Source organism: Paenisporosarcina antarctica (genome assembly GCF_004367585.1).
Lineage (GTDB): Bacteria > Bacillota > Bacilli > Bacillales_A > Planococcaceae > Paenisporosarcina > Paenisporosarcina antarctica.
This window is the reverse complement of the sequence record NZ_CP038015.1, coordinates 3,286,127-3,310,205: the sequence shown is the minus strand read 5'-3', so window position 1 is coordinate 3,310,205 and position 24,079 is coordinate 3,286,127. Positions and strand designations below refer to the sequence as shown.

Below are 24,079 nucleotides of genomic sequence, written 5' to 3'. Positions count from 1 at the left end.
CTGCATAAGAATGTGGTTTTTTGGCTCGTATATTTTTGAATACACAGTATAGATGTAAGCCCTTTCAATGTTTGCATAGTAATTAAGATTAATTATTATGCATAAAAATAGGTTGTAGTGAATATTTTTAGAATAGTCTTATTTAATAATAAGGCAATTAATTTTAGATGTAGGAGGAGGGAGTTCATGTTTAACGTAAAAGAGAAGTACTCTTTTTTATTACAAGTAATTCCAAAAGTGCTCCAAATACTTTTGAATGTTTCTCTCATTTTTCTTGCGGCTATTCTTTCCTTTTTACTTGTTAACGAATTGCTAGTGTTCAGTCAGTTGATAATAGTAAGAAAGGCTATTGACTACAAACTATTCCTAGAGAGTATACTTATCTACTTTTTGTATTTTGAGTTTATTACAATGATAGTTAAATACTTTAAGGATGATTATCACTTTCCTATTAGATATTTTATATACGTTAGTATTACCGCCATGACAAGACTGATTATTGTTGAACATAATAACCCTATAGATACCTTACTGTATACAGTTGTAATATTAATCCTGATTATTGGCTATTTCATTATGAATTTAACTCCATATGAAAGGCCTGATAGTAGATGGTTTTTTAAACAGTAAGTTACGACTGTAGGTGGAGTTGGACGCACAATTTCCACAGGATTACCTATATAAAAATAGTCGAGCTGTGGTAATTGACTCCAGCTCGACTATTATGTAATTTGGCTATGGTGCAGGTTACTTTTGAATGTGTACCGGAATCCCTTCAGTTGTATTCATAAATTGAAGCATCTAATTCTTTAGCAATTATGAAAATTATTGCCTATGATCCTTCTGCACCTACTCCTTAAGAAGACTATATTGTAAAAGAAGAAAAAATTGATTTGATGAAACCGACTGCATTTTTAATTAATGCTGCTAGAGGAGGTTTGATTGATGAAGAAGCACTAGCAATTGCATTGAAAAATAAAACGATTGCAGGTGCTGCCCTTGATGTTTTTGAACAAGAGCATACTTTAAAAAATCATTCTTTATGGGGTTTAGATAATGTGATTGTTACACCACACATAGCAGGACTAACTACTGAAGCTATGAGTATCATGTCTTTAGAATGTTCAAAGGAAATTGTAAGGGTGAAAAATAATGAAGAGCCTATTAAGTGGGTAAATAAAAAACAAATGACTAAAATTTAATAATTATGAAAACATACAATTCTATTCAATCATTTTTCAAATAGTAATAAAAAAATAGAACCTTCCCGTTATGGGAAGGTTCTATTTTTTATTAAGTCACCTTCAACGAAATTAAGGCTTCATGTATCATCTGAAGTTTCGTTTCGACGCGGTGCATTAAATAAAATGACACGAAAATCGGGAAGCCTACTTCTTGGATCATTGTCAGCCAGTCGTTCATGAATCTTTCCTCCTTTCCAAAAATGGCTGCTCACAAGTAAATTGTGGCAGCCATTTTCTTATTAAAGTTCAGTTACGTTACGTTCAACAATACGCGCTTGGTAAGCAGATACAAGGTTCGCACCGTCCGCGTTGAAGACGTTGCTTGCAAGTAAAGCCTGCATGCCACTGTCTACTTCAGGACCTGTTAAGTCCACGCGGGGTTCGTCCACTGAAATCGTGAATTTTTTCCCTTGAGCTGTATCAAACAGCATTTCTAGTACCTTTGCCATTGGTCATTTCCCCTTTCAAATTAGTTTTGGATGTTGCCGGTTTCAATCTTTTCAGCAGCGAGTAATGGACGGGAAGAGAATCCCGACAAAATACCAACCACATCTCCTAACTGATCCGCAGTCGCAGCTTGATTGACATTTCGGTACGACGACGATTTTTTAATTACCTTACCGTCAAGCGTATAGCCTGTCTCAAACGTTAAACGAACCACTGCTTGCTTAAAGTCGATGATTGCCATGTTTACCACCTCCTTTCATAACATATATAGAAAGAGGGAGGGGGAAAGGCGACAACTTAAATTCTTTTAAGTGAACAATTGATACTTATATCATAAAAGGGGTTACCCTTCGAATATTCTAAATAACCATGAAGATTTGCCTAGTCTTGCTGAAAAGGTTCGAAATTCCAACCGCAAGAAGTAAGCGTTTCTTGTGATCCCGTTATTTAGGTACCAATGTGTGAATCTTTCTGCAAGATAGTTACCGAGTGCAGAGGTTTTGGACAGCTTGACGTAGAATATAACTACTATAAGTATTTGTTAGTAAATGAAATTCTAGGAAGTGCTCAAAGCTTGGGAGTGAGCAAAGAAGTTGAGTGTCAAAAGTATAAAACCACCAGAAGTTTCACAACACTGATTGTAAGGGGCGTGAAGAGCAATGGAATGGTCATACTGGAAAGTGATTTTGAAATACGGTCATGTAGGTATTCGCAACGAAGTAAGTGTTGCTCGGCATTTGACCATGCCGGTAGAATATACGTTGCTGGAAGTCATGCACAAGGCACAAAATATGCCAGGGGTTAAAGCAAAGGGAATTTTGTCTGCACGACGGATCTCTATAGATGAATATCTCATTGGACACCGAGAAGAAGCAGAAAACTTTTATTTACAAAGATTAATGACATTCAGACAAAAAACATGTTAACACAAAGTGATTGGTTAAAAAATCAACATGTATCAGATGTATATAAATGGTCATCAGCCCAGATGCTAAACAATATGTTCAGTTTTTTATGAAGAGAATCCAGCAAATATATAATATTGAACTTGTTCTAAATGACAGCTATGTTGGACTAGAAATTAGTTCATGCCATCAAATTGTCTGGAGCGGGCAATCATCTATAGACAACGATTTCGATATACTTCGCATGGTAAGATTTGATTTATTTGATGGAAATTATGATAAGAAATTTAAAAGAAATAGGATCGCTAAACTAAATCCTCTATCAATAACCCCCTAGTATAAACTCAAACATGGGGGTTATTTTTTATGGAAAAAATTAGTTATACTATTCGCAGTTCCTAGAGGGTTTTATTTGAAAATTTCGTATGCTGTAAAAAGTATATAACGTACTGCAATTGCACATTAACACCGTATCATAAACTATATTATTGCTATAAAGAGAATCTAGCGATCCATAGCGTCATTAAATAAAGCCGTCACATATAAACGCTTTGTGGCACTTGAAATCGCTGCATATAACACTCCATATATATTCTTAACTTTTCCTCGTTTATAGGCATTGACCACAGATAGAATCGCGTTTATATATTCTTCCTCATACTCTTCAAACGTAATGGAACGGTCTATTTTTGCTTTCGCTCGTAACATGATGCCATACACTTTATACATCGTATTCATATCGAAAAAAGCACCCAAAATGTGCCCGATTCTTTCTGGTAACTTGGTAATTAATCCCTTCTTAATCGCGTCCTCTGTATCATATGTATCTTGTATAAGATTAATAGAAAGAGAGGTTTGTTTCTCCAATTGAGTCGCTGGATTGCTTACAGGTGTAATACTCTCAGCAACGCTGCGAGTATTCATAGTCGACTTGTCTTCAAAGGGTAAAATACGAAGTATATTCGCGCCATAGCCTTTTGAGACGCGACGGATAAACGAGATTTTTTCGATAATCTTCAATTTGGCCAACTTACGAATAGCACGACGAATCGTCGCATCTGACTTCGATAATGCCTTCATGATCGTTTCTACTTTCAAATGAGAAGCCCCTGGAAATTTACAGCAGTAGCGACTAATTAAAGAAAGTACGTCACGATCCGTTTGAATTAATTCGTTGTAATGGGCATTGATATGCTGCTGAACATGTAAGTCCATTTCTTTGACGCTAGTAAATGTTTGATACTCTGATAAATAATACATAGTCTGCTCCAATCGCCACGTTCACTACTTTTTAAGTAGTGGGCGTTTATTTGTCTGTTTGGTATCAGGTGATTAACCCTAATAGTCCTTACATAGAACAAAATGGTTGGATAGTAGACAATTATTTTTATTTTCTTTTAGTTTTTCTGAAGTTATTATTGGGCAGCACAAAAAAAGCCTACTTTTCGGTTGGAATAACGTAAAAGTATGTGCTGCCGTTCCTTTTTGCTTGATTTGAAATAATCTACTCGATTTCGCTATCTTTCTGAATTACAGCTTGTTAATCGACTGCAGATTCAGTTGCTGCAACCAGGGGGGAATAGGAAACACACAAATAATAGCAAATAGGGTTTTTCAACGTAAAAAAAAGCATAATTAATTGCAGTTACCTTTTTTTCTTCACGAAAAATAAAATTTGGTTGGACAACTAACTTTTGATAAAAGGTCAATTTGCAAATTATAAAACTTTTTTATGAGTCAAAGGTAAAACAAATGTTATCGATTTGTACAAAAATAAAAGTATTATTTGTAACTTTTGCAAATATACACCGTGGTTAAAAGTCAATATAATCAAACATAAGTAATAATATTTAATTTTCAGATAAAGGGAAGGGGAATTTCATTTGACACCTAAACAAATTTTAAGACTTGGTTTTCCGAAAATGAAAAAGGAAAAGGGAGAAAAAAGGGATTTTCTACCTGAATTTTTTAAACGATTTCTAAGAGATGATCTTTCAATTTATTTAGAGAAAGGATATGGCAGTCAATTAGGATTTTCGGAAGAAGACTATTTGATAGCTAATTCAAGGATAATCTTCTCTGAGAAGGACGAAGTTTTTAAACAGCAACTGATAGTGGTAATACGATCTCCTGAATTTGATGATATAGAAAAGATGCTTCCAGGGTCTGGTTTACTGGCTATGCTACATTATGAAACTCGTCCTTACTTATTAGACTTATTAAAAAAGAAACAAATACATGCATTTTCTCTTGATTCCATTGTGGATGATAACAATGAAAGACTTGTTGTATCGTATGAAATGACAGCATTAGGCGGGGTTCACACTGCATTTTCAAAGTTAAATGAATTACATAAAGAAAAGATGATTTTATCAAATAAACCAATTAAAGTTTCCATCATCGGTATGGGAAAACTTGGGGTGCATGCTGGAAGAATATCTTTCGGGCAGTTCAACGAATATGAATTAGGAAAAAAAGGTGTTAACGGAATTAGTGTTCAATTTTTAGAGAGAGAAATCATGGAATATCCTTCATCTGTTAAAGAAATTTTAGAGCAAACGGACCTTTTAGTCGATGCAACTAAACGACCAGATCCAACCCGAATTATTATACCCAATGATTTACTGGGGAGTTTACCTAAACATGCCATAGTATTGGATTTAACTGCTGATCCTTATGAAAAAAGAGTAGACGGTTACCAGGTAAAAGCAATAGAAGGCATTCCCCATGGCAGTTTGGATCAGTATATTTTTGATGTGGAAGATTCAGCTTGGAATGATATTCCTTCTGTGGTTCAGTCACAAAATAGAAGATTAACCATTAGTTGTAATGCTTGGCCTGGAGTGATGGCTAAGGAATGTATGAATGTATATGCAGAAAAAATGTGGCCATTTATCAAGTTGATTGGGGAACAAGGTTTTCAAATGAATATTAACTCGGATAGTTCTAATGAAAGAGCGTTAAAGAGAGCGACTATTGATTTTTTTGAAGCAAAAAATAAATAGAAAATACAAGTGGGAGTGATTTAACGTGTATAGATTGGGAATAGATACGGGTGGTACAAATACAGACCTAGTGCTAACCAATATGGAAAATGGCGAAGTATTTTCCATGAAAACGGCGACAACTACTAACCATTTAATAGAAGGAATTTTTAAAGGTATTGAAAAGATTAGCGGTCTTGCTAATATGGAATCAAAAGAAATTAAAGAGTTAATTTATGGTACAACGATTGTTGTCAATATGATTGCACAAAAGGAAAATGAAGATGTTGCGCTGATCACAACACGTGGTTTTAAAGATGTTTTAGAAATTGGACGTGCTTGGCGCGATCAAAACATATATAACAATTTTATGGATAAAGCAGTGCCATTGGTACCTCGTGAATTACGGTTTGAAATTACTGAAAGAATGAATTTCAACGGCGAGGTGTTGGAAGATATTCAAATGGATCAATTGAACGGGTTGGTAAGGGAATTAAAAAGGAAAAAAATTCGCTCTGTGGGTGTTTGCTTTTTACATTCTTATAGAAACCCAAAGCATGAAAGAATGGTCAAGGAATATTTAGAGGAACATCTTCCTGAAGTTTATGTCTCCATTTCATCAGACATCATCTCGCAATTCCGTGAGTATGAAAGAACATCAACAACAGTTATAAATGCCTATATGATGCCCAATATGGTTTCGCATTTGGAGGAGTTTACTCACGAAATGAGTAAAAGAGATATTCGCTCTACGAACTATATGATGAATGCCAATGCGGGCGTTATGAGCTTTAACAGTGCTATAGAGAAACCAGTTACCGTATCAGATTCGGGTCCAATTGGAGGAATTATTGCAGCTAACTATCTGGGGCAACAAATGGGAGAACATAATTTGATTACGTTCGATATGGGTGGAACTAGCTGTGATGTATCTTTAATCAAAGATAACCATATTCATTTTAGAACGGATAGTTATATTGAAGGATTTCCTATTAGTATACCTACAGTTGATCTTGAATATATCGGTGCAGGTGGCGGGAGTATGGCTTGGTGTGATCAGGGTGGTGTCCTAAAGGTTGGACCTAAGAGTGCAGGAGCCTATCCAGGTCCTGTTTGTTATCAGAGAGGCGGCACAGAACCTACAGTAACGGATGCCAATCTCGTATTAGGGCGGATACGGCCTGAAATTTTTCTAGAAGATTTATCAGATGTTATGGAGCAGACAAAAAAGGCTATTTACGAGAAAATTGCCTTGCCTTTAGGATTAGATTTGTATGAAGCAGCAGAAGGAATCATAGATGTGGTTAATGCTAATATGCTTCGAGCCATCAAATTAGTATCGGTGCTGAGGGGTCATAATCCAAGTGAATTTAGTCTCGTTTCCTTTGGTGGAGCAGGTGGTTTGCATGCGACAAAATTGGCTCGCGAGCTTGAAATACCAAAAGTTATTGTGCCATATTCACCGGGCACATTTGCGGCAATGGGTCAAACCCTCGCAGATGTTAAACACGATTTTGTTTATACGAGTATTCAAAATATCAAACGATTGGATAAAGCAGAGTTTAATCGTATATTCAGTAATCTGGCACAATCGGGAACCGATCAATTGGCTAAGGAAATGGTTTCATCTGAAAAACAGATACTCGTAAGAAGTTGTGATGTGCGCTATGTAGGACAGGCTTTCGAATTAAATATTCAATTACCTTCAGACAACCTGAAAGAAGTAGATATATTGAATATGGCTAATAGATTTCATGAGTTACATGAAAGTATGTATGGTCATTCCTTACGCGAGGATGAAGTGGAAGTGGTTAATTTCCGTGTAAGTGCCATTGGTAAGATCGATAAGGTCAAACTGAATTTTGGAAGCCAGACCGGTAATTATCTTGTGGATAAACAATATGGCGAAGTTAGTTTCGATGGAAAAGCATATCATGTTCCGATTTATGAACGGAGTCAACTAGAGCCAGGGTACGAAATTATTGGCCCTGCTATTATTGGCGAGATGGGTGCGACAACAGTGATATATCCGGAACAATCCGCTATTATAGATAGATTTCTTTCCATTATTGTAAATACACAGATAAGGAAGGATGTTAATCATGACTAAAGCAATATTAATTGAAGTCATTAACAATGCATTGAAATCGGTTGCTGAACAAATGACGGAAACAATGGTTCGAAGCAGCTATTCCACGATCGTAAAAGAAATGAGAGATTGTTCATCAGCAATATTTGATAAAGACGCGCAAATGTTAGCAGAAGGAGCAAATATACCGATACACCTAAATTGTTTGGGACCAGCGTTGAATACGATTCTAACTAAATTTTTCCCTAAAGAATCATTTAAACCTGGAGATATCGTATTAACTAACCACCCTTATGCTGGAGGAGAATCATTGGGTAGCCATCATACAAAAGATATTATTATGGTAGCCCCTATCTTTCTGGAGGAATCAATTTTAATCGGTTATTCTGTTACAATGCTACATCACCGTGATGTTGGTGGTGTATGGACAGGAGACTCCTGGACAGAAGAAATTTGGCAGGAAGGATTTTTAATGGAACCGGTTAAGCTGTATGATGCTGGGGTAAGAAATGAAGCATTGTGGAGAGTGATATTGAATAATACAAGGGTTCCACATGATATGAAGGGTGATCTTCTTGCCCAAATTTCCGGCTGCAATATAGGTTCAAAAGGTTTAACGGAACTAGTTAATAAATATGGTTACGAAGAAACCAATCAAATTTTTGATGCGTTATTAATGTATTCTGAAAAGCTAACCTGTATGGAGATTAAAAAAATGGAAGACGGAGTCTATTTTCATGAGGAGAAAGTATTGGATGACGGATATAAAGGGGGTCCCTATACCCTTAAACTCAAAGTAATAAAAGAGGGAGAGAATATCACCTTCGACTTTACGGGAACAGATCCTCAAATAAAGGGGCCTATCAATTCTCCATTATCCGCTACAATATCAGCTGTTTATTACACATTAAAAACAATCATAGATCCCTCTATCCCTGTTAATGACGGGTGTCATCGTCCAATTACAGTGATAGCTCCCAAAGGAACTTTAGTAAATGCCCAAGAGCCAATCGGATGTTTTCAAAGAATGGTTACTGCACACGTAGTTGTGGATTTAATTATGGGGGCATTATCTACCGCTACACGTGATAGGGTAATCGCTGATTCGTGCGGGTGTTTGTATGATTTTTGTTCAGCAATCAATATGGAGACCCATCCAAATGGGGGAGAGGTTAGTCACAGGCAATACTGGGGAGAAATTGTACCTGGAGGATTAGGCGCAAGGCCCAATAAAGACGGTATTTCTGTCATGTCTTGTCATGTAACTAATTGTCCGATTCCTCCAATGGAGGCACAGGAAATTGAATCACCTGTCATTTTTTTAGAAAGATCAATTGTTCCTGATTCAGGTGGACCGGGCAAGTATCGTGGAGGCCTTGCTCACAAACGAAAATGGAAAATAGTTGGGTATGAAGCACAATTTTTCCATACCTCACAAAAGTCTAAAATTCCGCCACAAGGTCTGTTTGGAGGAAAACCAGGTAAAAGTGGGAGATGGACTATTAATGAAGGTACGGAAAATGAAAGAGTGCTTGAATTTGCCCTTGGAGATGTAATTTTCTTGAATTATGGCGATACGGTTACTCTGATTACTCCTGGAGGGGGAGGTTATGGGAATCCTTTTGAAAGAAACCATGACTTAGTATTGGAGGATGTAAGGCAAGGGTATGTCTCTATTGAATCAGCAAAACTGGATTACGGTATTGTGATTGATCCTGAAAAAATGGAAATTAATGAGCAAAAAACAGAAAATATTCGTAAATAAGTACGTTATTTTATATTAACTTGCCTTAAAAACATTGTGAATAATTAGGGCTATTTCTAGTTCAACACGGTCATTAAAGTTGTTTATATCACGATTAGTCAGCTTTTCAATTTTCTTAATTCGATATTTTAAAGTATGGCGGTGGATAAATAATTTGTCTGCCGCTTCGTTCAATTTGGTGTTCTCTAAGTAAACCTTAAGTGTTTCGATTAATTCTTCATCATCTAGGATGTTTCCAAGGACTTTTTGATGGTAATCACGGATTAGATTCCTATCCTGGAAAAGAGGGAGTAGTAGTTGATATAGGCCAAGATTATTAATATGCAGAGATTTTTTCCCTTTCCATACAGATTCAATGATGAACAAAGCTTCCTGTGCTTCTTTATAAGAATTTCGGTATTTTTTGAAGTCTTTATAATAATTCCCAATTCCAACAGATAAAGAAACATCAAATTTCTCGAAAATATAATCGGCGATCTTTTCAAGTGTTTTTGTAATATTTACCCGATTGGTAAAGCGGTTTGATATTAGCAAAACAAACTGGCCGCTAAATAATTTAAACATAGTTTGTAGCCCATTTTCATCTAACTTTTTTAATATCGTATGCAGTAAATCGGATTCGATTTTATCCAGATTTAGCATTTTGTCATAATTATCAATTTTAATAATGGCAACACATGTATCGTAGGTTCCAATTTTATAACCTAATACTTCACCTTTGGAATAAATGCTTAGATCATCCGTATAATTTCCTGTTAAGAGGAGTTCCAGAAAATCGGCCTTATATTGATTGTCTTTTTTCTCTAGGCTTGATAATTTGATGAATTCAACGGCCGCAATAGTCGAGGTATGTTGTATGGCAATTTCCTCGAATTCATCAAATTTACTGCTCTTAAGCGCGATGATATAACCATAAAAAATATTATTCGATTTTACGGATGAAATTAGTATGTGTTGTTCTTCATCTTTGATTGTTTTGGTTAAAAATGAACCATTTTCAAAGTCTTCTTTAAATGGATATAAATACTTAATTAGATTCTCATTGTGAAAATTTAAGGAAGGATCAACGGTGTAACAGAGTTCATTCAAATCCTTGTCAAAAATAGCGATATCGCCTTTTACTAACTGACTTAACAGATGAGTGAAGGGACGCAGACCATTGTCACTAACTGCAATTCCGGCCAATTTTTTGTACAACTCTTCTGAAAACTTTATTTTCTCAAATTGATTATACATGATGTTTCGATGAACAATTTTTGTGATTTCCGAAAATGTTGTGGTTCTTGGAAGCTCAATGATCGGGAAATGATATTTGTTCGATTCTTGGATCATTCGATCTGGAATGGCTTCCAAATAATAACCTGTTTGAATGATAATACCCGATAGATTTCGTTCTTGTAGATTTCGAATCAAGTTATCTATTAGATCTTCATTAGAGAGTAAATCAAATGCTGTGGTAATTAGTAATTCTCCCGACTGCAACTGTGTAATTTCATCTAGTACTTCTAAGATCGTTACCCAACGGACCTCTTTGTGTGTTCCTTTTTCACCAGAGATTAACTTTGCATCTCCAAATATAGGTAAGAGTAATATTTCTTCGATTGTTATAGACATTTGGTCACCGCCTTTTGAAAAATTTCTCTTAATTGTGATCAAAATCGTTTCTGCTTTTTTTATACAAATGTACAACAATATCATAGAATAATTATTTGAATATTACAACACACATTATTTGTGTATAGTGTAAGTTGTTCTAATATAAGTAGTTTAATGAGGGTGGTGGAGAGCATGAATAAAGAAAAGATCACGATTATTGGAGCAGGCCATGGAGGTTATTCCGCAACGGCCGATATGATATTGAAAGGGTATGATGTCACCCTTTATGAACTCCCCGAATATAGAGAGAATCTTTTTCCGTTGATAAAAACCGGAAAACTGAGAGTGACAGGTGAGATTCAAGGGATAGTAGATATCCCGAAAATTGAGATAGAGATAAATAAAGCAATAGAATTTGCAACTATTATCTTAATTATTACTCATGGAGGGACCCATAGAAAGCTTGCTGAAATGATGGCACCCTTTATAAAAGGGGAACAAATAATAGTACTTTTACCTGGGTATACAGGGGGTGCATTATGCTTTGAGCAAATATTTAAACAAAAAGGTGTAAAGAAGGGCTATACACTGGCAGAAGCAAATACATTGCCATACGCTTGCCGAAAGATTACGGGTGAACCGGCTGTACATGTAAAGCTTTATTTGAAGAAGTTTCTTATATCAGCTTTTCCAGCAGTGAAAAATGATGAATTTCTATCTGTCTTTCAAAAGTTATATCCAAACGCGCATAAAGTCGAGAATGTATTAGAGACAGGGTTTAATAATGGGAATCCTGTATTAAATGTAGTTCCCTGTGTTTTTAATGCCGGCAGAATAGAGTACGCGAAAGGAGAGTATCAGCATTTTCAAGAAGGAGTAACTCCATCTGTTGCGAGGGTCATGGGAGAATTGGATTTGGAAAGGATCGGAGTAGGAAAAAGTTTGGGAATAAAATTGGTACCATATTTAGAACGTGTCATGGAAACGGGGTATGTTCAATCGAATGCCAGTTGGTATGAAGCAATCCAAACAAGTTTGCATTTAACGGCAAAAGGTCCTGATTCATTGCAACATCGTTATTTAACGGAGGATGTTCCCTATGGTTTAACTCCCTGGTACCATTTTGCAAAAGATAGAAATATTGATGTGAAGCTTATGGAATCTCTAATTCAATTAGCTTCTGCCCTTTCGGATGAAAACTATTTTGAAACTGGAAGAACCCTGGAGGAAATGGGTATTAACGATATGACTAACCATGAATTGAATCAATTCCTACTTTATGGAAGTTAATAATTATGTTATCCATTTGTATAAAAATAGACTTAGTTTTTTAAAACTATGTTTATAGTCTTGTATGATTCGAGTTTGCTATAATTCAATTTGTAACAAACAATTCAGAAAACTGAAAGGGGTTTCAAAATGAGAAAAGTATTATTTGGCATTATTAGTGCGCTATTAATTTTATTTCTAGCAGCATGTGGGGCAGAAAGTACCGATCAAAAATCTGGAAGCACTGAAGGTAAAGAAACAGAAAAATCAGCTCTTGATGAGATTAAAGAACGAGGAACCTTGACAATGGCGATGGGAGGGAAATATCCTCCATTTAACTTTATTAACAAAGAGAATGAATTGGACGGCTTTGATGTGGATATTGGTAAGGAAATTGCAAAAAGATTAGGAGTTGAAGCAGAAGCGGTATCGACTGAATGGGATGGAATCATCGTTGGATTACTAACGAAAAAATATGATATTGTCCTTGGTAGCTTGTCGATAACGGAGGAAAGAAAGGAAAAGGTTGACTTCGTTCAATACTATACTTCTGGTGCTGGAATTATCGTTCCAAAGGATTCCGATATTCAGAGTGCAGAAGATTTAAAAGGTGCTAATGTTGGTGTTGGATTAGGTACAACTTATGAGGAAAAAGCAATAGAACTTGGTGCAGAAGTTAAAACATACAGCTCGAGTGTTGATGCGTTTAGTGACATGATTAACGGTCGCGTTGATGGGGTTATTTCCGATCAACTTTTAGCTGCTTACGGTATTAAACAAAAAGATTATCCATTCAAAATTGTAGGTTCAAAATTATTTGTAGACCCTTGCGGAATTGCTGTTCGAAAAGATGATGAAGAACTAAGAGCAGAAATCGGCATTATAATGGAAGATATGAGACAAGATGGAACTTACGAGGAGATCAGTAAGAAATGGTTTGATATGGATATCAGATGATACTATTAGTTAGAGCAGCGCTAATAGCGCTGCTATCACTAACAGTATCATGATAAATAGAAGGAGGCAGAAGAATGGGTTATGATTTTTCTTTAGTATACGAATATATTCCTTTTCTTATAGAAGCAGCAGGTTTAACTGTAAAAATATCTATTCTATCGATTCTTGTATCGACAGGAGTAGGTTTAGTATCAGCTTTTATGAAGATTTCAAGGTTTAAGGTGTTACAAATGATTTCGGACAGTTATATCGCAATTATTCGTGGCGTTCCTTTACTAGTTCAACTATATCTTATTTATTATGCATTACCTCAGTTTGGTATCCAACTTAGCGCATTTTCAGCTGCAGTTATAGGTTTGGGTATTTACAGCGGTTCTTATGTGTCTGAAATTGCTCGTGGAAGTATCGCTTCCATTCCCTTTGGACAAATGGAAGCTGCTAGGTCCTTAGGAATGACTTATTTCACGGCGATGAAAAAAGTTATTTTACCTCAGGCATTTCGTTTTAGCCTTCCACCTTTAGGTAATCAATTTATCATTACATTAAAAAATTCTTCCTTGGCCTCTGTTATCACGGCGAACGAATTAATGCATACAACCGCGCGTTTTGCCAGTGTTAATTTCGCTTTTTTGGAATTCTTTATTGTAGCATCTATCATGTATTTCATAATGACTTTTACTTTGTCTAAACTAGTTAAATGGATGGAAATAAGACTTTCTGTAGGAGATAGGAGGAGTAATGCATGACGCAAACCCGAAGCACTAATGAGAAACCATTAATTCGAATAAGAAATTTGAAAAAAAAGTTTGGGAATCTAGAAGTTATAAAAGATGTGAATATGGATGTGTACAAAGGTGAAGTTGTGGTCATAATTGGATCGAGTGGTTCCGGAAAAAGCACTTTGTTGCGCTGTGTCAACCATTTGGAAAAGCCAACAGGGGGAGAAATTTATTTTAATGATACCCAAATCAATTCACCGAGCACAAATTTAAATGAAGTGAGGCAAAATCTAGGTATGGTTTTCCAACAATTTAACTTGTTTAACCATATGACAGTATTAAAGAATCTAATGTGTGCTCCTTTAAGTGTGAAAAAAGATCCAGTAGAAGTAAAGAAGAATGCGCTTTCGCTTTTGGAGAAAGTTGGACTTATCGATAAAAAGGATGAATATCCACTTATGTTATCCGGAGGTCAGCAGCAGAGGGTCGCTATAGCAAGAGCTCTTGCCATGAATCCGCAGGTCATGTTATTTGATGAACCGACATCGGCTTTAGATCCTGAACTAATAGGTGAGGTTTTAGCGGTGATGAAAGCTCTTGCAAATGATGGAATGACAATGATGGTGGTAACACATGAAATGGGCTTTGCCAGAGAAGTAGCCGATCGTATCTGCTTTATGGAAAATGGAACTATTGAGGAAGACGGAACGCCCGAGTACATATTTAACAGTGATAATAAAAGACTTCGTTCATTCTTGAACGTTCTAAATAAGGAGTGAGGACGTGAGTTTACTAGGTACAAATGAGTTTGTTATGGATGATTATAATCAACGAGTTGTTGGATACTTAATGGATGCGTCACCAAAAGACATAATCTATATTAATGAATTAGAAAATACGGGTAAATACAGTAAGATTATTATTTATACGTTAAAAGATTATAAACAGTTATTTGAAGATAAAGGGTTTTTTGAGGAAGGAAATATGAATGGTTTTTTTAGAGGAGAAACCGTATATATTTTGTCTAAATTTTTGGATATTCCTAGAGCAACTTCGGTTAATGTTAGTAAAGAAGACGAGATAATAACAATCGTAGAAAATGATGATAGGGATATTCAAAATAATGTTTTGAGTGATTCGTTTATCTTGGGTTACGCGGAAAGCAAAGACGCAGAGGAGCTTGCAGCCTTATACGGCAAGGTATTTAAGTACTATCCATCACAGGTTGATAACCCTGACTATTTAGAGAAAAATATAGGAGATAATTATTTCTTTGTCTATATTAAGAAGGACAATAAAATCATTTCTGCGGCATCCGCGATGATTATGCCTGAATTTTCCTGGGCTGAAATTACGGACTGTGTAACAGACCCCGAGTTTAGAGGAAATCAATTACTCATTCATATCATCAAAGAAATAGAAAAAAAATTATTGGATAAAAATATTTTCTCGCATTTTTCTATAGCTCGTTCTGAATCTGTAGGTATGAATATGAGTTTGAAGCGTCTCGGTTATGAGTATCAGGGTAGACTCATAAATAACTGTAAAATTTATTCGGGTTTTGAAGATATGAATCTGTGGACAAAACAAACAGACAACTCCAATTAAACCCCTGTGTAAAAGCTATTCTATTTATTACTATTATATATTTAATTCCAGAATAGCTCAGGCAATGAAATGTTAGCAGTTCATCTTGTATGTTTACCTGATTAAATTGTCATATAATAGGTCCCCCGTAACAATCTGTTCCGAATGATTTTATGTGATGTATTTTATTAATTCATCAACAGTGACGAGAACCCTTATAGGCTTACATATTTCCATAAGTTAGAATCAGGCGACTGAGATTGCATCTTCAGTCGCTCTTTTTTATTCAGTAGATAGCCAGCCATTCTTTCAATTGCACCATCTATTAAAAAATATACAGATGTCAATCGTCCGTGATTCCCCAATATAGTTGGCACTTTCTGTGTCACAAATTTCTATTTACATAACCAATCACCTCTCCGTTCAACTAGTTTTAGAACTCTGAACAAGGGAGTCATTTTAATAAGTCAATCAGTAAATTTTATACACCGTGTACAATAAAACGAGTGTCTTTTTTGTTTTGCTGTACATTTAATAGAGCGAAATTGTGTGGTAAGATTTAATAATTCAGAAGATTAAAATTCTTGGAGAGGGTTGCAACATTTGAAGAAGGGAGATGTATAAGAGATTTAGGGATACAAATGGGTACATATAAAACTTGCGAAATTACAAAACTAAACGTATAAGGGGAGATTCATTATGAAAAAGAAGTTCTCATTTTTAACTGCAGTCGCTGCTACAGCTATGTTAATCGCAGGTTGCGGAAGTGATAAAGAAGAAACGACAGATAACGCTGGATCAGGCGAAGAGTCAGGATATAACTTAAAAGAAGATGGCAAGTTAACATATGCTTCAAGTGGTTTATACAAACCATTTAACTATGAAGAAGCTGGTGAACTTACTGGTTTTGACGTGGAAATCGGCGCAGCTATTGCCGAAAAAATGGGCTTAGAACCAAATCCAATCACAACACCATGGGAAACCATTACACAATCTCTACTGGCTAGTAATTTTGATGTCATTATTGGATCAATGGCCATTACAGCTGAACGTGCAGAACGCGTAAACTTCTCAGATCCTTACTACTACTCGGGTGGGATGATTTTCGTGCCAGAAGGTAGTGATGAAATCACTTCTGCAGAAGATTTAGAAGGTAAACGAATCGGTGTTGTTGCACAAAGTACGTACGATACTGCGGCAAAAGGATATACGGATGATGTTAAGTACTATAATAGTGATGTTGTGGCGTTAAATGATTTAACGGTTGAAGGCCGATTAGATGCCGTCATTACAGCGGACGTAGTTGGTTTTGAAGCCATTGCAGCTGGGTTGGAAATTAAAGATGTAGGCGAACCATTGTGGATTGAACAAGCGGCAGTGGCTTTACGTAAAGAAGATAAGGAATTATTAGAAGGTATTAATAAAGCGATTGAAGAAATAGTGGCAGATGGCACATATGAAGAAATCTCAAACAAATGGTTCGAACGTAATCTTCTTGATGTTGATTTAGAAGGTATTGACATTCTGAATTAATTTGGAAGAGAAAGGGAGATTACTATGGAACTTTTAAAAACGGTAGTTGAAGTCTTTTTGCGAACGTATCCAGGTTTCCTAGAAGCGACACTCACCACCTTGCAAATTACGGCTGTCGCTCTCGTTTTAGGTACATCTCTCGGGTTAATCTTTGCACTAATGAAAATTTCACGCTCCAAAATACTACAAACAATTGCTAATTTATACATTACGATTATTCGAGGTACACCGTTAATTGTCCAAATTATGTTTTTATATTTTGGGATTACGACACTCATCGTCCTCTCGGGTTTCTGGGCAGGAGCGATTGCACTCGGTATTCATAACGGGGCATACATCGCGGAGATTTTCCGTGGAGCTATACAAGGGATTGATAAAGGGCAGCGTGAAGCGAGTAGCTCACTAGGAATGACAAGAACGCAAAGTATGCGTCGTATTGTTTTCCCGCAAGCTTTAAAACGCTCGATTCCGCCGCTTGGTAATCAGTTTATTATTACATTGAAAGATTCATCTTTAGTTTATATTATTGGGGTGTCAGAGTTATTCTCCATCGCAAACCGTGAAGCAGCGCAGTCATTCCAATCATTAGAAACGTATTTAGTGGTCGGGGTGTATTATTTAGTGCTCGTGATGATCTTCACCTATTTATTGAAACTGTATGAAAACAAACTAAATGTCGACAAATAAGAAGGAGGGACGCATATGTTAAAAGGGACGAATATTCATAAATCGTTTGGCGATTTAGAAGTATTAAAAGGCATTGATCTCGAAGTCGCTCCTTCTGAAGTGGTCGTTCTGGTCGGGGTTAGTGGGTCAGGTAAAAGTACATTGCTTAGATGCTTTAACTTTTTAGAACGTATTAATGAAGGAACCATCGAAATTGATGGACACTTAGTCAACCCAAAGAATGATAAGCTCTCAAAAATTCGAGCTGAAGTAGGAATGGTGTTCCAACACTTTAACTTATTCCCACATATGACGGTATTAGAAAATGTCATAGAAGCGCCGATGATTGTGAAGAAGATGAAGAAAGCCGATGCCATTACTTTGGCGAAACAGCTGCTTGAAAAAGTCGGATTGTCTGATAAAGCAGATGTGTATCCGAGTAAACTATCAGGTGGACAAAAACAGCGTGTTGCCATCGCCCGCTCACTCGCGATGGAACCAAAAGTATTATTATTCGATGAACCCACGTCAGCACTCGACCCGGAATTAGTGGGAGAAGTGTTGGCAGTTATGCAGCAATTAGCGCAAGAAGGCATGACCATGATCGTCGTGACGCATGAAATGAAGTTCGCACGTAATGTAGCTAATCGCATCATTATGCTGGATGAAGGACGTATCATTGAGTCCGCTGATCCAGAGACATTCTTTGGGAATCCGAGTCACGAACGAACGAGACAATTCATTCAGTTAGTTGATTAAATAGAAAGGCCTCATTTGTCAGTAACTGGAAGGTGAGGCCTTTTTTGTGAAATAAGAAAGAATATAAATTTAGTGAGCCGTGAATTCAGTGTTCCCGTTTTTTCTTATAAACATAAGAAAGTATTGCCAAGAATCCTTCATGGTGTTTTTAGTATATGTAGACTAACATGCTAAAACGGAATTTCTTTGATGTGACTCTCGTTAATTCAATTAATGTGAAGTCGTGATTTCCTTTTTTAGAAACGCAGTTTCGTCTCAGTGGAAGTGGATTTTGTTCAGTGATATATTGTTTGGGAATTTTGATTGTCTATTATTATAAATGAATCTACTTAAGAAAAATCGGGCAAGTTTCAATTCTTCAAGAACAAAAGAAAAGTCGACGAGTTCATTGATTTAGTGTTGCATATCATTTTCTAGTACAATGATATCGTAAATCGCCATAATTGGGATAACATTTTTGATTGGGAATTATCGGTACATCACCCGAAATTAGTACACTTATCATAAAACAAAAACAAGCAAATCTTTCCTCTACAATAGAGGAAAGATTTGCTTATTTAGATTGAAAAGCCGACACATTCTTAGATTATTTTGAACAGATAAAGGAACCTCACCATATTTTTTAGGTGAAAGAAAATATATGTACAAGTGATTGAAGTGGAAGGCGGCGACTCCGGCGGGAAAAGCGAGACAGACGAGACCCCGCAGGAAGCGAAAGCGACGAGGAGGCTCGTCGCTCGCCCGCGGAAAGCGTCCGCCTTAAACGGAAATCACCTATATATAAATTAACTTTTTCAGTGGCTTCATTTAGATAGTACGATTTTTTATATGCAGTCCAAAGATTACTAAAGGTTATATAATTGGGTAAATTTTGAGAACTACTATTAATGTATTTCTCCTATTTGAGTAAGTAATTTATAAGCCATAATGGCCAGTTGAATCTGCATACGGTCATCGGCTGATTTTAACTGTAATCCAGTTTTTGTTTCAATTTGGTTGAGTCGATATTTTAGTGTATGACGATGTATGAATAACTCTCCTGCTGTTATCTGTATATTTTGGTTATTGTACAGATAAACGTCTAACGTTTCAAGCAAATCAGTACCTTGACGAGCATGTTTGAGCAGTGGATCTAACGTATCACTGTATAACTTTTCTAAATCGATACCGGCTTCTTTCATGTTAATAAGTAAATGGTAAGTCCCAAGCTCTTTATAATGAACGATTGTATTAGGTTTAATCAGTACCCCTGATAAGGAAACAGCTAGTTGAGCTTCTTTTGCACTTTGAGATAGCATACTTATACCGTCATAGCATCTGCCAATCCCAATAATTAAAGGATCTTTCGGAAAGAAATAAAGCCATTGTTTGTTGATTTCTTTTGCGAGCCAATAACAGTTTTGCTCTTTTTCCTGATCCGTTTCCCCAACTATATTAACTAATAACATTAACGAGTCTAGCTTAGCTCGACCCATGTAGGCTTGATTTTTATTCTTTAGCACTTCATTAACGGTTTGAAATAGCTTTGACTCTAATGAATGGTGCTCGCTAGATTCTGATTTATTTTTTTGAATATATAGGTAAAAAAATGCTTGGCTACTAGAAAGGTCGTAGCCGAGTTTTTTTCCTTGTTCAAGAGCATACGCTTTATTTGTAATGTGATCATCAATAATCTCATCTAAAAAGTTACCTTGTAGGCGCAGCCTAGTTTCTTCAATCGCTACTTTTCTTAACGCTTCAATCGCGAACACAGTCCCTGCATGTTCGATAGCTATGTCGTCCATCTCACGCCACATGTCACTTCGTTTAATGGCAACAATCGATCCATAGGATTGGTTGTTAGCAATAATCGGATAAATGGAAACATGGTAATTTAGGGTGTGGAAATGTGACGGAATTCTCGATTTTGAACTACTTTCAAGTTTATCTTTTAAGTTGAACTCTTCTCCATCAATATTGAGCCCAGTCTTAGCCAGTATATTTAGAGTAATATTTTTGGTTACGATATTTTCGATCGTTTGAATGTCATTGTAAACAATAATCGCCGCGTCTGTAAGGTTTGCTAATGTAGTTGTAATTTCTTTAGCACCCTTATTTTCTAGTACAAGCCTTGTTAATTCTTTATGGATACTTAAAGAATCCTCTAGCAACTGCATTTGGTTATTTATTATTTGCTCTAATATTGCTTTAGTTATCTTCGAAAAGTTAATATCTGTGGAAATCTCAATGAGAGGCAAGTTATGTTCGTTAGCAGCAGTGATAAGCGAATCAGGTATTTCTGGTAAATAAAACCCTGTATACATGGCTACACCTGATAATTTTTTTTGTCCGAGGAGTTGAATAAATTTTTCCTTCTTGTCATTACTTTCCAACAATCCAAAGCCAGTAGTAATTAAAAATTCCCCTTCTTGGAGTCGGTTAATATCTTCTAACACTTCGACAATTGTTACCCACTTAATTAAATTGGATAATCCATCCTGTCCAGCAACTAACCTTGTTTCTTTCATAATAGGTAACGCCATTGCTTCCTGTATGCTAATTGCCATTTTGTTCATGCCCCCCATGTGAAAAGTGCTCCAATACATCCCTTAAAACAAATCATAAGTCACTAGTTTTGGATAAATTAACTAATCCTTATGTCGATTGATATTTAATTAAAATACAAATGATTTTAGTTATTTTATCATAAATATAAAGGACTCTAAATAGCAAATTTTTATACAAGGTGTACAAAAATCCTGTTCTAATTTATCGACGGTGTCGAATAGAAAATTCCCGAAAATTACATTAAAATATTCACAAGAAGGAAAATTCTGAAAATTTAACTTATAAAAATAAAAAATATATCTTAGTTAATTCAATAAATAAGGGAGGACCGAAAATGAATCGTGACCATTTAATAAAACCAATATTAGAAGCTGACTACCCAATGGTTAAGTACGGTAAAGGTGTGTACCTATATGACCAGGACAACAAAAAATATATAGATGGTTCTTCTGGCGCAGTTACTGCAAGTATCGGACACGGTGTACAAGAAATTATTAATGCCATGAATGAGCAAGCGAAAAAAGTTTCCTTTGTTTATCGCTCACAGTTTACAAGTGAACCTGCAGAAGCTTTAGCTAAAAAGCTAAGTGAGATTATGCCTGGTGATTTAAATTGGTCTTTTTTTGTAAATAGCGGGTCAGAGGCAACGGAAACCGCTATGAAAATTGCCATTCAATATTGGCAAGAACAAGGAGTTTATACAAAAACTAAAGTAATCTCACGCTGGATGAGTTACCACGGAATTACGATGGGGGCATTATCAATGTCTGGGCATGTGGCTAGAAGAGAGAGATTTGTCTCGTTACTCGACGATTTACCTTCCGTTTCTGCTCCGTATTGTTACCGTTGTCCATTCAACCTGACCTATCCAAGTTGTGATCTTCTTTGTGCAAGCGAGTTAGAACGAGTGATCCAACGTACCGGTGAAGATAAAATAGCTGCTTTTATTGCTGAACCTATCGTTGGAGCATCAGCTGCAGCTTTAGTGCCACCTGCAGGATATTACGAAAAAATAAAAACAATATGTGATCGTTACAACGTCTTATTTATCGCTGATGAAGTTATGACAGGTATAGGTCGTACGGGGAAAATGTTAGCTATAGAACATTGGGAAGTTCAACCTGATATTGTAGCTCTTGGCAAGGGGATGAGTGCGGGATATACACCGATTGCGGCAACTTTAGTTAGTGATCGTATTATGGATCCGATATTAAAAGGTTCAAAATCCATAATGAGTGGCCATACGTATAGTGCCAATCCACTGTCAACTGCAGTGGCACTTGCTGTATTGGAATTTATTGAAAAACATCAGCTAGTTGATGTGGCTGCTGACACTGGGAAATATTTAAAAGAAAAATTACAAGAAATTGCTAAAAAGAGTTCCATCATTGGGGATGTACGTGGAGAAGGGCTTTTATTAGGAATTGAATTTGTTACTAATAAAATTGAAAAGCGTTCATTTAATAAAGCATTCAATATTTCGGGACTCGTTATTAAGAAATCGATGAAAAAAGGTTTGCTCGTATACCAAGCAAATGCAGGTGAGGAAGGTGTGACTGGTGATGCAATTATCATTTCCCCGCCACTTGTGATTACGAAAAAAGAGGTAGATGAACTCTTAGCTATATTGAATGAAGTAATTGATGAAGTTGAAGAAGAATTAGGTCTATTAAATTCATTAGCGCAAGAGGAGGTCGAAATAAATGAAAGTTTGTAGTATTGAAGAAGCATTATCACATATTCATGATGGCATAACTCTTATGTATGGCGGTTTTGGCGGAATTGGGTCTCCTCCCACATTGATTGATGCGATATTAGAAAAAGGTGTAAAAGATCTAGTGTTAATCGGCAATGATGCAGGTTTTCCAGATATCGGAATTGGGCGTCTTGTCAGCAATGGGAGAGCAAGAAAGTTGATTGTCTCACATATTGGGTCAAATCCAAGCGCAGGTCAACAGATGTCAGATCGTAAAATAGAAGTAGAATTTTATCCCCAGGGAACATTAGCTGAAAAAATACGAGCAGGCGGAGTTGGCCTAGGTGGAATTCTTGTTGATATTGGAATAGATAGCATGGTAGGCGAAGGAAAAGAACAAGTATGGGTAGATGGAAAGCAGTATTTAATTGAGCCTGCACTGACTGCAGATGTATCCATTGTGCTTGTTAAACAGGCGGATCCATTCGGGAATTTAGTGTATAACAAAAGTGCACGAAATACGAACCCCCTGGTTGCGATGGCGGGGAACTTTACAATTGCTGAAGCAGAGGAAATTGTAGATTTAGGTGAACTTGATCCGGATATGATCATAACTCCCGGTGTATTCGTAGATAAAGTGGTTCCAAGTGAAGGAGTGAATTGGAAATGGGTATGGGAGTAGATGTTCGAAATCGAATTGCGAAGAGGGCTGCACAGGAAATCAAGGACGGAATGATTGTGAACCTCGGAATAGGGATTCCTTCGCTAGTTCTAAATCATCTCCCTGACGATATTCAAGTGATGTTTCATGCGGAAAACGGTGTTTTAGGAATTGGTCCGACCCCTAAGAAGGGAAATGAAGATCCAGACCTATGCAACGCAGCTGGATTACCGGCAACGACTGTTAAAGGGGTATCCTATTTTGACAGTACGATATCCTTTGGAATTATACGTCGTGGGTATTTGGATGTGACGATTTTAGGTTCTTTAGAAGTAAGCGAAACTGGGGATTTGGCCAATTGGATTGTTCCTGGGAAAAGGGTTCCCGGCATTGGTGGGGCTATGGAACTATCACAAAAAGCGAAGAAAGTTATTGTAGTTATGAGTCATGTTAACAGTAACGGTCAGCCTAAAATCCTTACCGAGTGTTCTTTACCCTTAACTGCAAAGGCCTGTGTAAATTTAATTATCACTGACATGGCGGTTATTGAGGTTACAAATAAAGGATTATTATTAAAAGAAATTATGCCACCTTATAGCGTTCAGGATGTTCTCGAGAATACAAGTGCAGAATTAATAGTGGACATATAAAGGAG

The 24,079-nt window shown here is 36.4% G+C and carries 24 protein-coding genes; 17 read left to right on the top strand and 7 right to left on the bottom strand.

The features are described from left to right. The first annotated feature begins 186 nt into the window (after positions 1–186). On the top strand, positions 187–630 hold the full coding sequence (gene psiE / locus E2636_RS15815; protein ID WP_134211070.1) for a phosphate-starvation-inducible protein PsiE: 444 nt from the start codon (positions 187–189) through the stop codon (positions 628–630). 239 nt (positions 631–869) lie between these two features. Continuing rightward, entirely contained in the window at positions 870–1,202 is a 333-nt protein-coding gene (locus E2636_RS15810; RefSeq protein ID WP_279587128.1) for an NAD(P)-dependent oxidoreductase, read from the top strand. Positions 1,203–1,293: 91 nt separating this feature from the next. Here E2636_RS15810 and E2636_RS15805 read toward each other — a convergent pair whose 3' ends face one another. The 3 genes from E2636_RS15805 to E2636_RS15795 all read right to left on the bottom strand — a co-directional run bounded on the left by E2636_RS15805 (position 1,294) and on the right by E2636_RS15795 (position 1,932). Further along, the gene (locus E2636_RS15805; RefSeq protein ID WP_017380570.1) at positions 1,294–1,422 is read right to left on the bottom strand and encodes a YvrJ family protein; all 129 of its coding nucleotides are present in this window, start codon (positions 1,420–1,422) and stop codon (positions 1,294–1,296) included. 61 nt (positions 1,423–1,483) lie between these two features. Beyond that, positions 1,484–1,693, bottom strand: coding sequence for a DUF2922 domain-containing protein (locus E2636_RS15800; protein ID WP_134211068.1), 210 nt, complete (start codon positions 1,691–1,693; stop codon positions 1,484–1,486). 20 nt (positions 1,694–1,713) lie between these two features. Next, entirely contained in the window at positions 1,714–1,932 is a 219-nt protein-coding gene (locus tag E2636_RS15795) for a DUF1659 domain-containing protein (protein WP_134211067.1), read from the bottom strand. A gap of 418 nt (positions 1,933–2,350) precedes the next feature. On the opposite strand from E2636_RS15795, the gene E2636_RS15790 reads away from it, so the two are divergent. Beyond that, complete coding sequence (locus E2636_RS15790) at positions 2,351–2,617, top strand: hypothetical protein (protein WP_134211066.1); 267 nt, start codon at positions 2,351–2,353, stop codon at positions 2,615–2,617. A 483-nt stretch (positions 2,618–3,100) separates the two neighbouring features. Here E2636_RS15790 and E2636_RS15785 read toward each other — a convergent pair whose 3' ends face one another. Next, positions 3,101–3,856 carry a helix-turn-helix domain-containing protein gene (locus E2636_RS15785; RefSeq protein WP_134211065.1) on the bottom strand — a complete coding sequence of 252 codons (756 nt, stop codon included), beginning with the start codon at positions 3,854–3,856 and terminating at the stop codon, positions 3,101–3,103. Between the two features lie 623 nt (positions 3,857–4,479). On the opposite strand from E2636_RS15785, the gene E2636_RS15780 reads away from it, so the two are divergent. Genes E2636_RS15780 through E2636_RS15770 form a run of 3 tightly spaced genes read left to right on the top strand, consistent with a single transcriptional unit; the run spans position 4,480 to position 9,434 of the window. Next, the gene (locus E2636_RS15780; protein ID WP_134211064.1) at positions 4,480–5,601 is read left to right on the top strand and encodes a Rossmann-fold NAD(P)-binding domain-containing protein; all 1,122 of its coding nucleotides are present in this window, start codon (positions 4,480–4,482) and stop codon (positions 5,599–5,601) included. Positions 5,602–5,626: 25 nt separating this feature from the next. Beyond that, complete coding sequence (locus E2636_RS15775; protein ID WP_134211063.1) at positions 5,627–7,690, top strand: hydantoinase/oxoprolinase family protein; 2,064 nt, start codon at positions 5,627–5,629, stop codon at positions 7,688–7,690. Next, positions 7,683–9,434: a hydantoinase B/oxoprolinase family protein gene (locus E2636_RS15770; protein ID WP_208324090.1), complete on the top strand. Its 1,752-nt coding sequence runs from the start codon at positions 7,683–7,685 to the stop codon at positions 9,432–9,434. Before E2636_RS15775 ends, E2636_RS15770 begins: the two co-directional genes overlap by 8 nt. Before the next feature lie 15 nt (positions 9,435–9,449). On the opposite strand, the gene E2636_RS15765 is transcribed toward E2636_RS15770, so the two are convergent. After that, on the bottom strand, positions 9,450–11,048 hold the full coding sequence (locus E2636_RS15765) for a PucR family transcriptional regulator (RefSeq protein ID WP_166669551.1): 1,599 nt from the start codon (positions 11,046–11,048) through the stop codon (positions 9,450–9,452). Positions 11,049–11,222: 174 nt separating this feature from the next. On the opposite strand from E2636_RS15765, the gene E2636_RS15760 reads away from it, so the two are divergent. From E2636_RS15760 to ablB, 5 genes are all read left to right on the top strand, one after another. After that, positions 11,223–12,320, top strand: a complete 1,098-nt coding sequence (locus E2636_RS15760; RefSeq protein ID WP_166669550.1) for an NAD/NADP octopine/nopaline dehydrogenase family protein — start codon at positions 11,223–11,225, stop codon at positions 12,318–12,320. 129 nt (positions 12,321–12,449) lie between these two features. Next, a complete protein-coding gene (locus tag E2636_RS15755) occupies positions 12,450–13,256 on the top strand; it encodes a transporter substrate-binding domain-containing protein (protein ID WP_134211059.1) in 807 nt (268 codons plus the stop codon). A 74-nt stretch (positions 13,257–13,330) separates the two neighbouring features. Next, positions 13,331–14,002: an amino acid ABC transporter permease gene (locus E2636_RS15750; protein WP_134211058.1), complete on the top strand. Its 672-nt coding sequence runs from the start codon at positions 13,331–13,333 to the stop codon at positions 14,000–14,002. Continuing rightward, on the top strand, positions 13,999–14,754 hold the full coding sequence (locus E2636_RS15745; protein ID WP_134211057.1) for an amino acid ABC transporter ATP-binding protein: 756 nt from the start codon (positions 13,999–14,001) through the stop codon (positions 14,752–14,754). The genes E2636_RS15750 and E2636_RS15745 overlap by 4 nt, the downstream gene beginning before the upstream one ends. A 4-nt stretch (positions 14,755–14,758) precedes the next feature. Further along, positions 14,759–15,583 (top strand): putative beta-lysine N-acetyltransferase, encoded by an 825-nt coding sequence (gene ablB, locus E2636_RS15740; protein WP_134211056.1) that lies wholly within the window; start codon positions 14,759–14,761, stop codon positions 15,581–15,583. A gap of 194 nt (positions 15,584–15,777) precedes the next feature. Here the strand turns inward: ablB and E2636_RS19105 are convergent, their stop codons facing one another. Beyond that, positions 15,778–15,951, bottom strand: coding sequence for a hypothetical protein (locus E2636_RS19105; RefSeq protein WP_166669549.1), 174 nt, complete (start codon positions 15,949–15,951; stop codon positions 15,778–15,780). A gap of 310 nt (positions 15,952–16,261) precedes the next feature. Between E2636_RS19105 and E2636_RS15735 the strand changes: the two genes are divergently transcribed. Genes E2636_RS15735 through E2636_RS15725 form a run of 3 tightly spaced genes read left to right on the top strand, consistent with a single transcriptional unit; the run spans position 16,262 to position 18,520 of the window. Next, positions 16,262–17,095 carry a transporter substrate-binding domain-containing protein gene (locus E2636_RS15735; RefSeq protein ID WP_134211055.1) on the top strand — a complete coding sequence of 278 codons (834 nt, stop codon included), beginning with the start codon at positions 16,262–16,264 and terminating at the stop codon, positions 17,093–17,095. Between the two features lie 24 nt (positions 17,096–17,119). After that, positions 17,120–17,782: an amino acid ABC transporter permease gene (locus E2636_RS15730; protein WP_134211054.1), complete on the top strand. Its 663-nt coding sequence runs from the start codon at positions 17,120–17,122 to the stop codon at positions 17,780–17,782. Positions 17,783–17,797: 15 nt separating this feature from the next. Next, entirely contained in the window at positions 17,798–18,520 is a 723-nt protein-coding gene (locus tag E2636_RS15725; protein ID WP_134211053.1) for an amino acid ABC transporter ATP-binding protein, read from the top strand. Positions 18,521–19,404: 884 nt separating this feature from the next. Here the strand turns inward: E2636_RS15725 and E2636_RS19100 are convergent. Further along, complete coding sequence (locus E2636_RS19100) at positions 19,405–21,066, bottom strand: PucR family transcriptional regulator (RefSeq protein WP_166669548.1); 1,662 nt, start codon at positions 21,064–21,066, stop codon at positions 19,405–19,407. A gap of 335 nt (positions 21,067–21,401) precedes the next feature. On the opposite strand from E2636_RS19100, the gene E2636_RS15715 reads away from it, so the two are divergent. Genes E2636_RS15715 through E2636_RS15705 form a run of 3 tightly spaced genes read left to right on the top strand, consistent with a single transcriptional unit; the run spans position 21,402 to position 24,074 of the window. Continuing rightward, positions 21,402–22,784 carry an aspartate aminotransferase family protein gene (locus tag E2636_RS15715; protein ID WP_134211052.1) on the top strand — a complete coding sequence of 461 codons (1,383 nt, stop codon included), beginning with the start codon at positions 21,402–21,404 and terminating at the stop codon, positions 22,782–22,784. Next, positions 22,771–23,445 (top strand): CoA transferase subunit A, encoded by a 675-nt coding sequence (locus E2636_RS15710; RefSeq protein WP_134211051.1) that lies wholly within the window; start codon positions 22,771–22,773, stop codon positions 23,443–23,445. Before E2636_RS15715 ends, E2636_RS15710 begins: the two co-directional genes overlap by 14 nt. Next, complete coding sequence (locus tag E2636_RS15705) at positions 23,430–24,074, top strand: 3-oxoacid CoA-transferase subunit B (RefSeq protein WP_134211050.1); 645 nt, start codon at positions 23,430–23,432, stop codon at positions 24,072–24,074. The genes E2636_RS15710 and E2636_RS15705 overlap by 16 nt, the downstream gene beginning before the upstream one ends. The last annotated feature ends 5 nt before the right edge of the window (positions 24,075–24,079 follow it).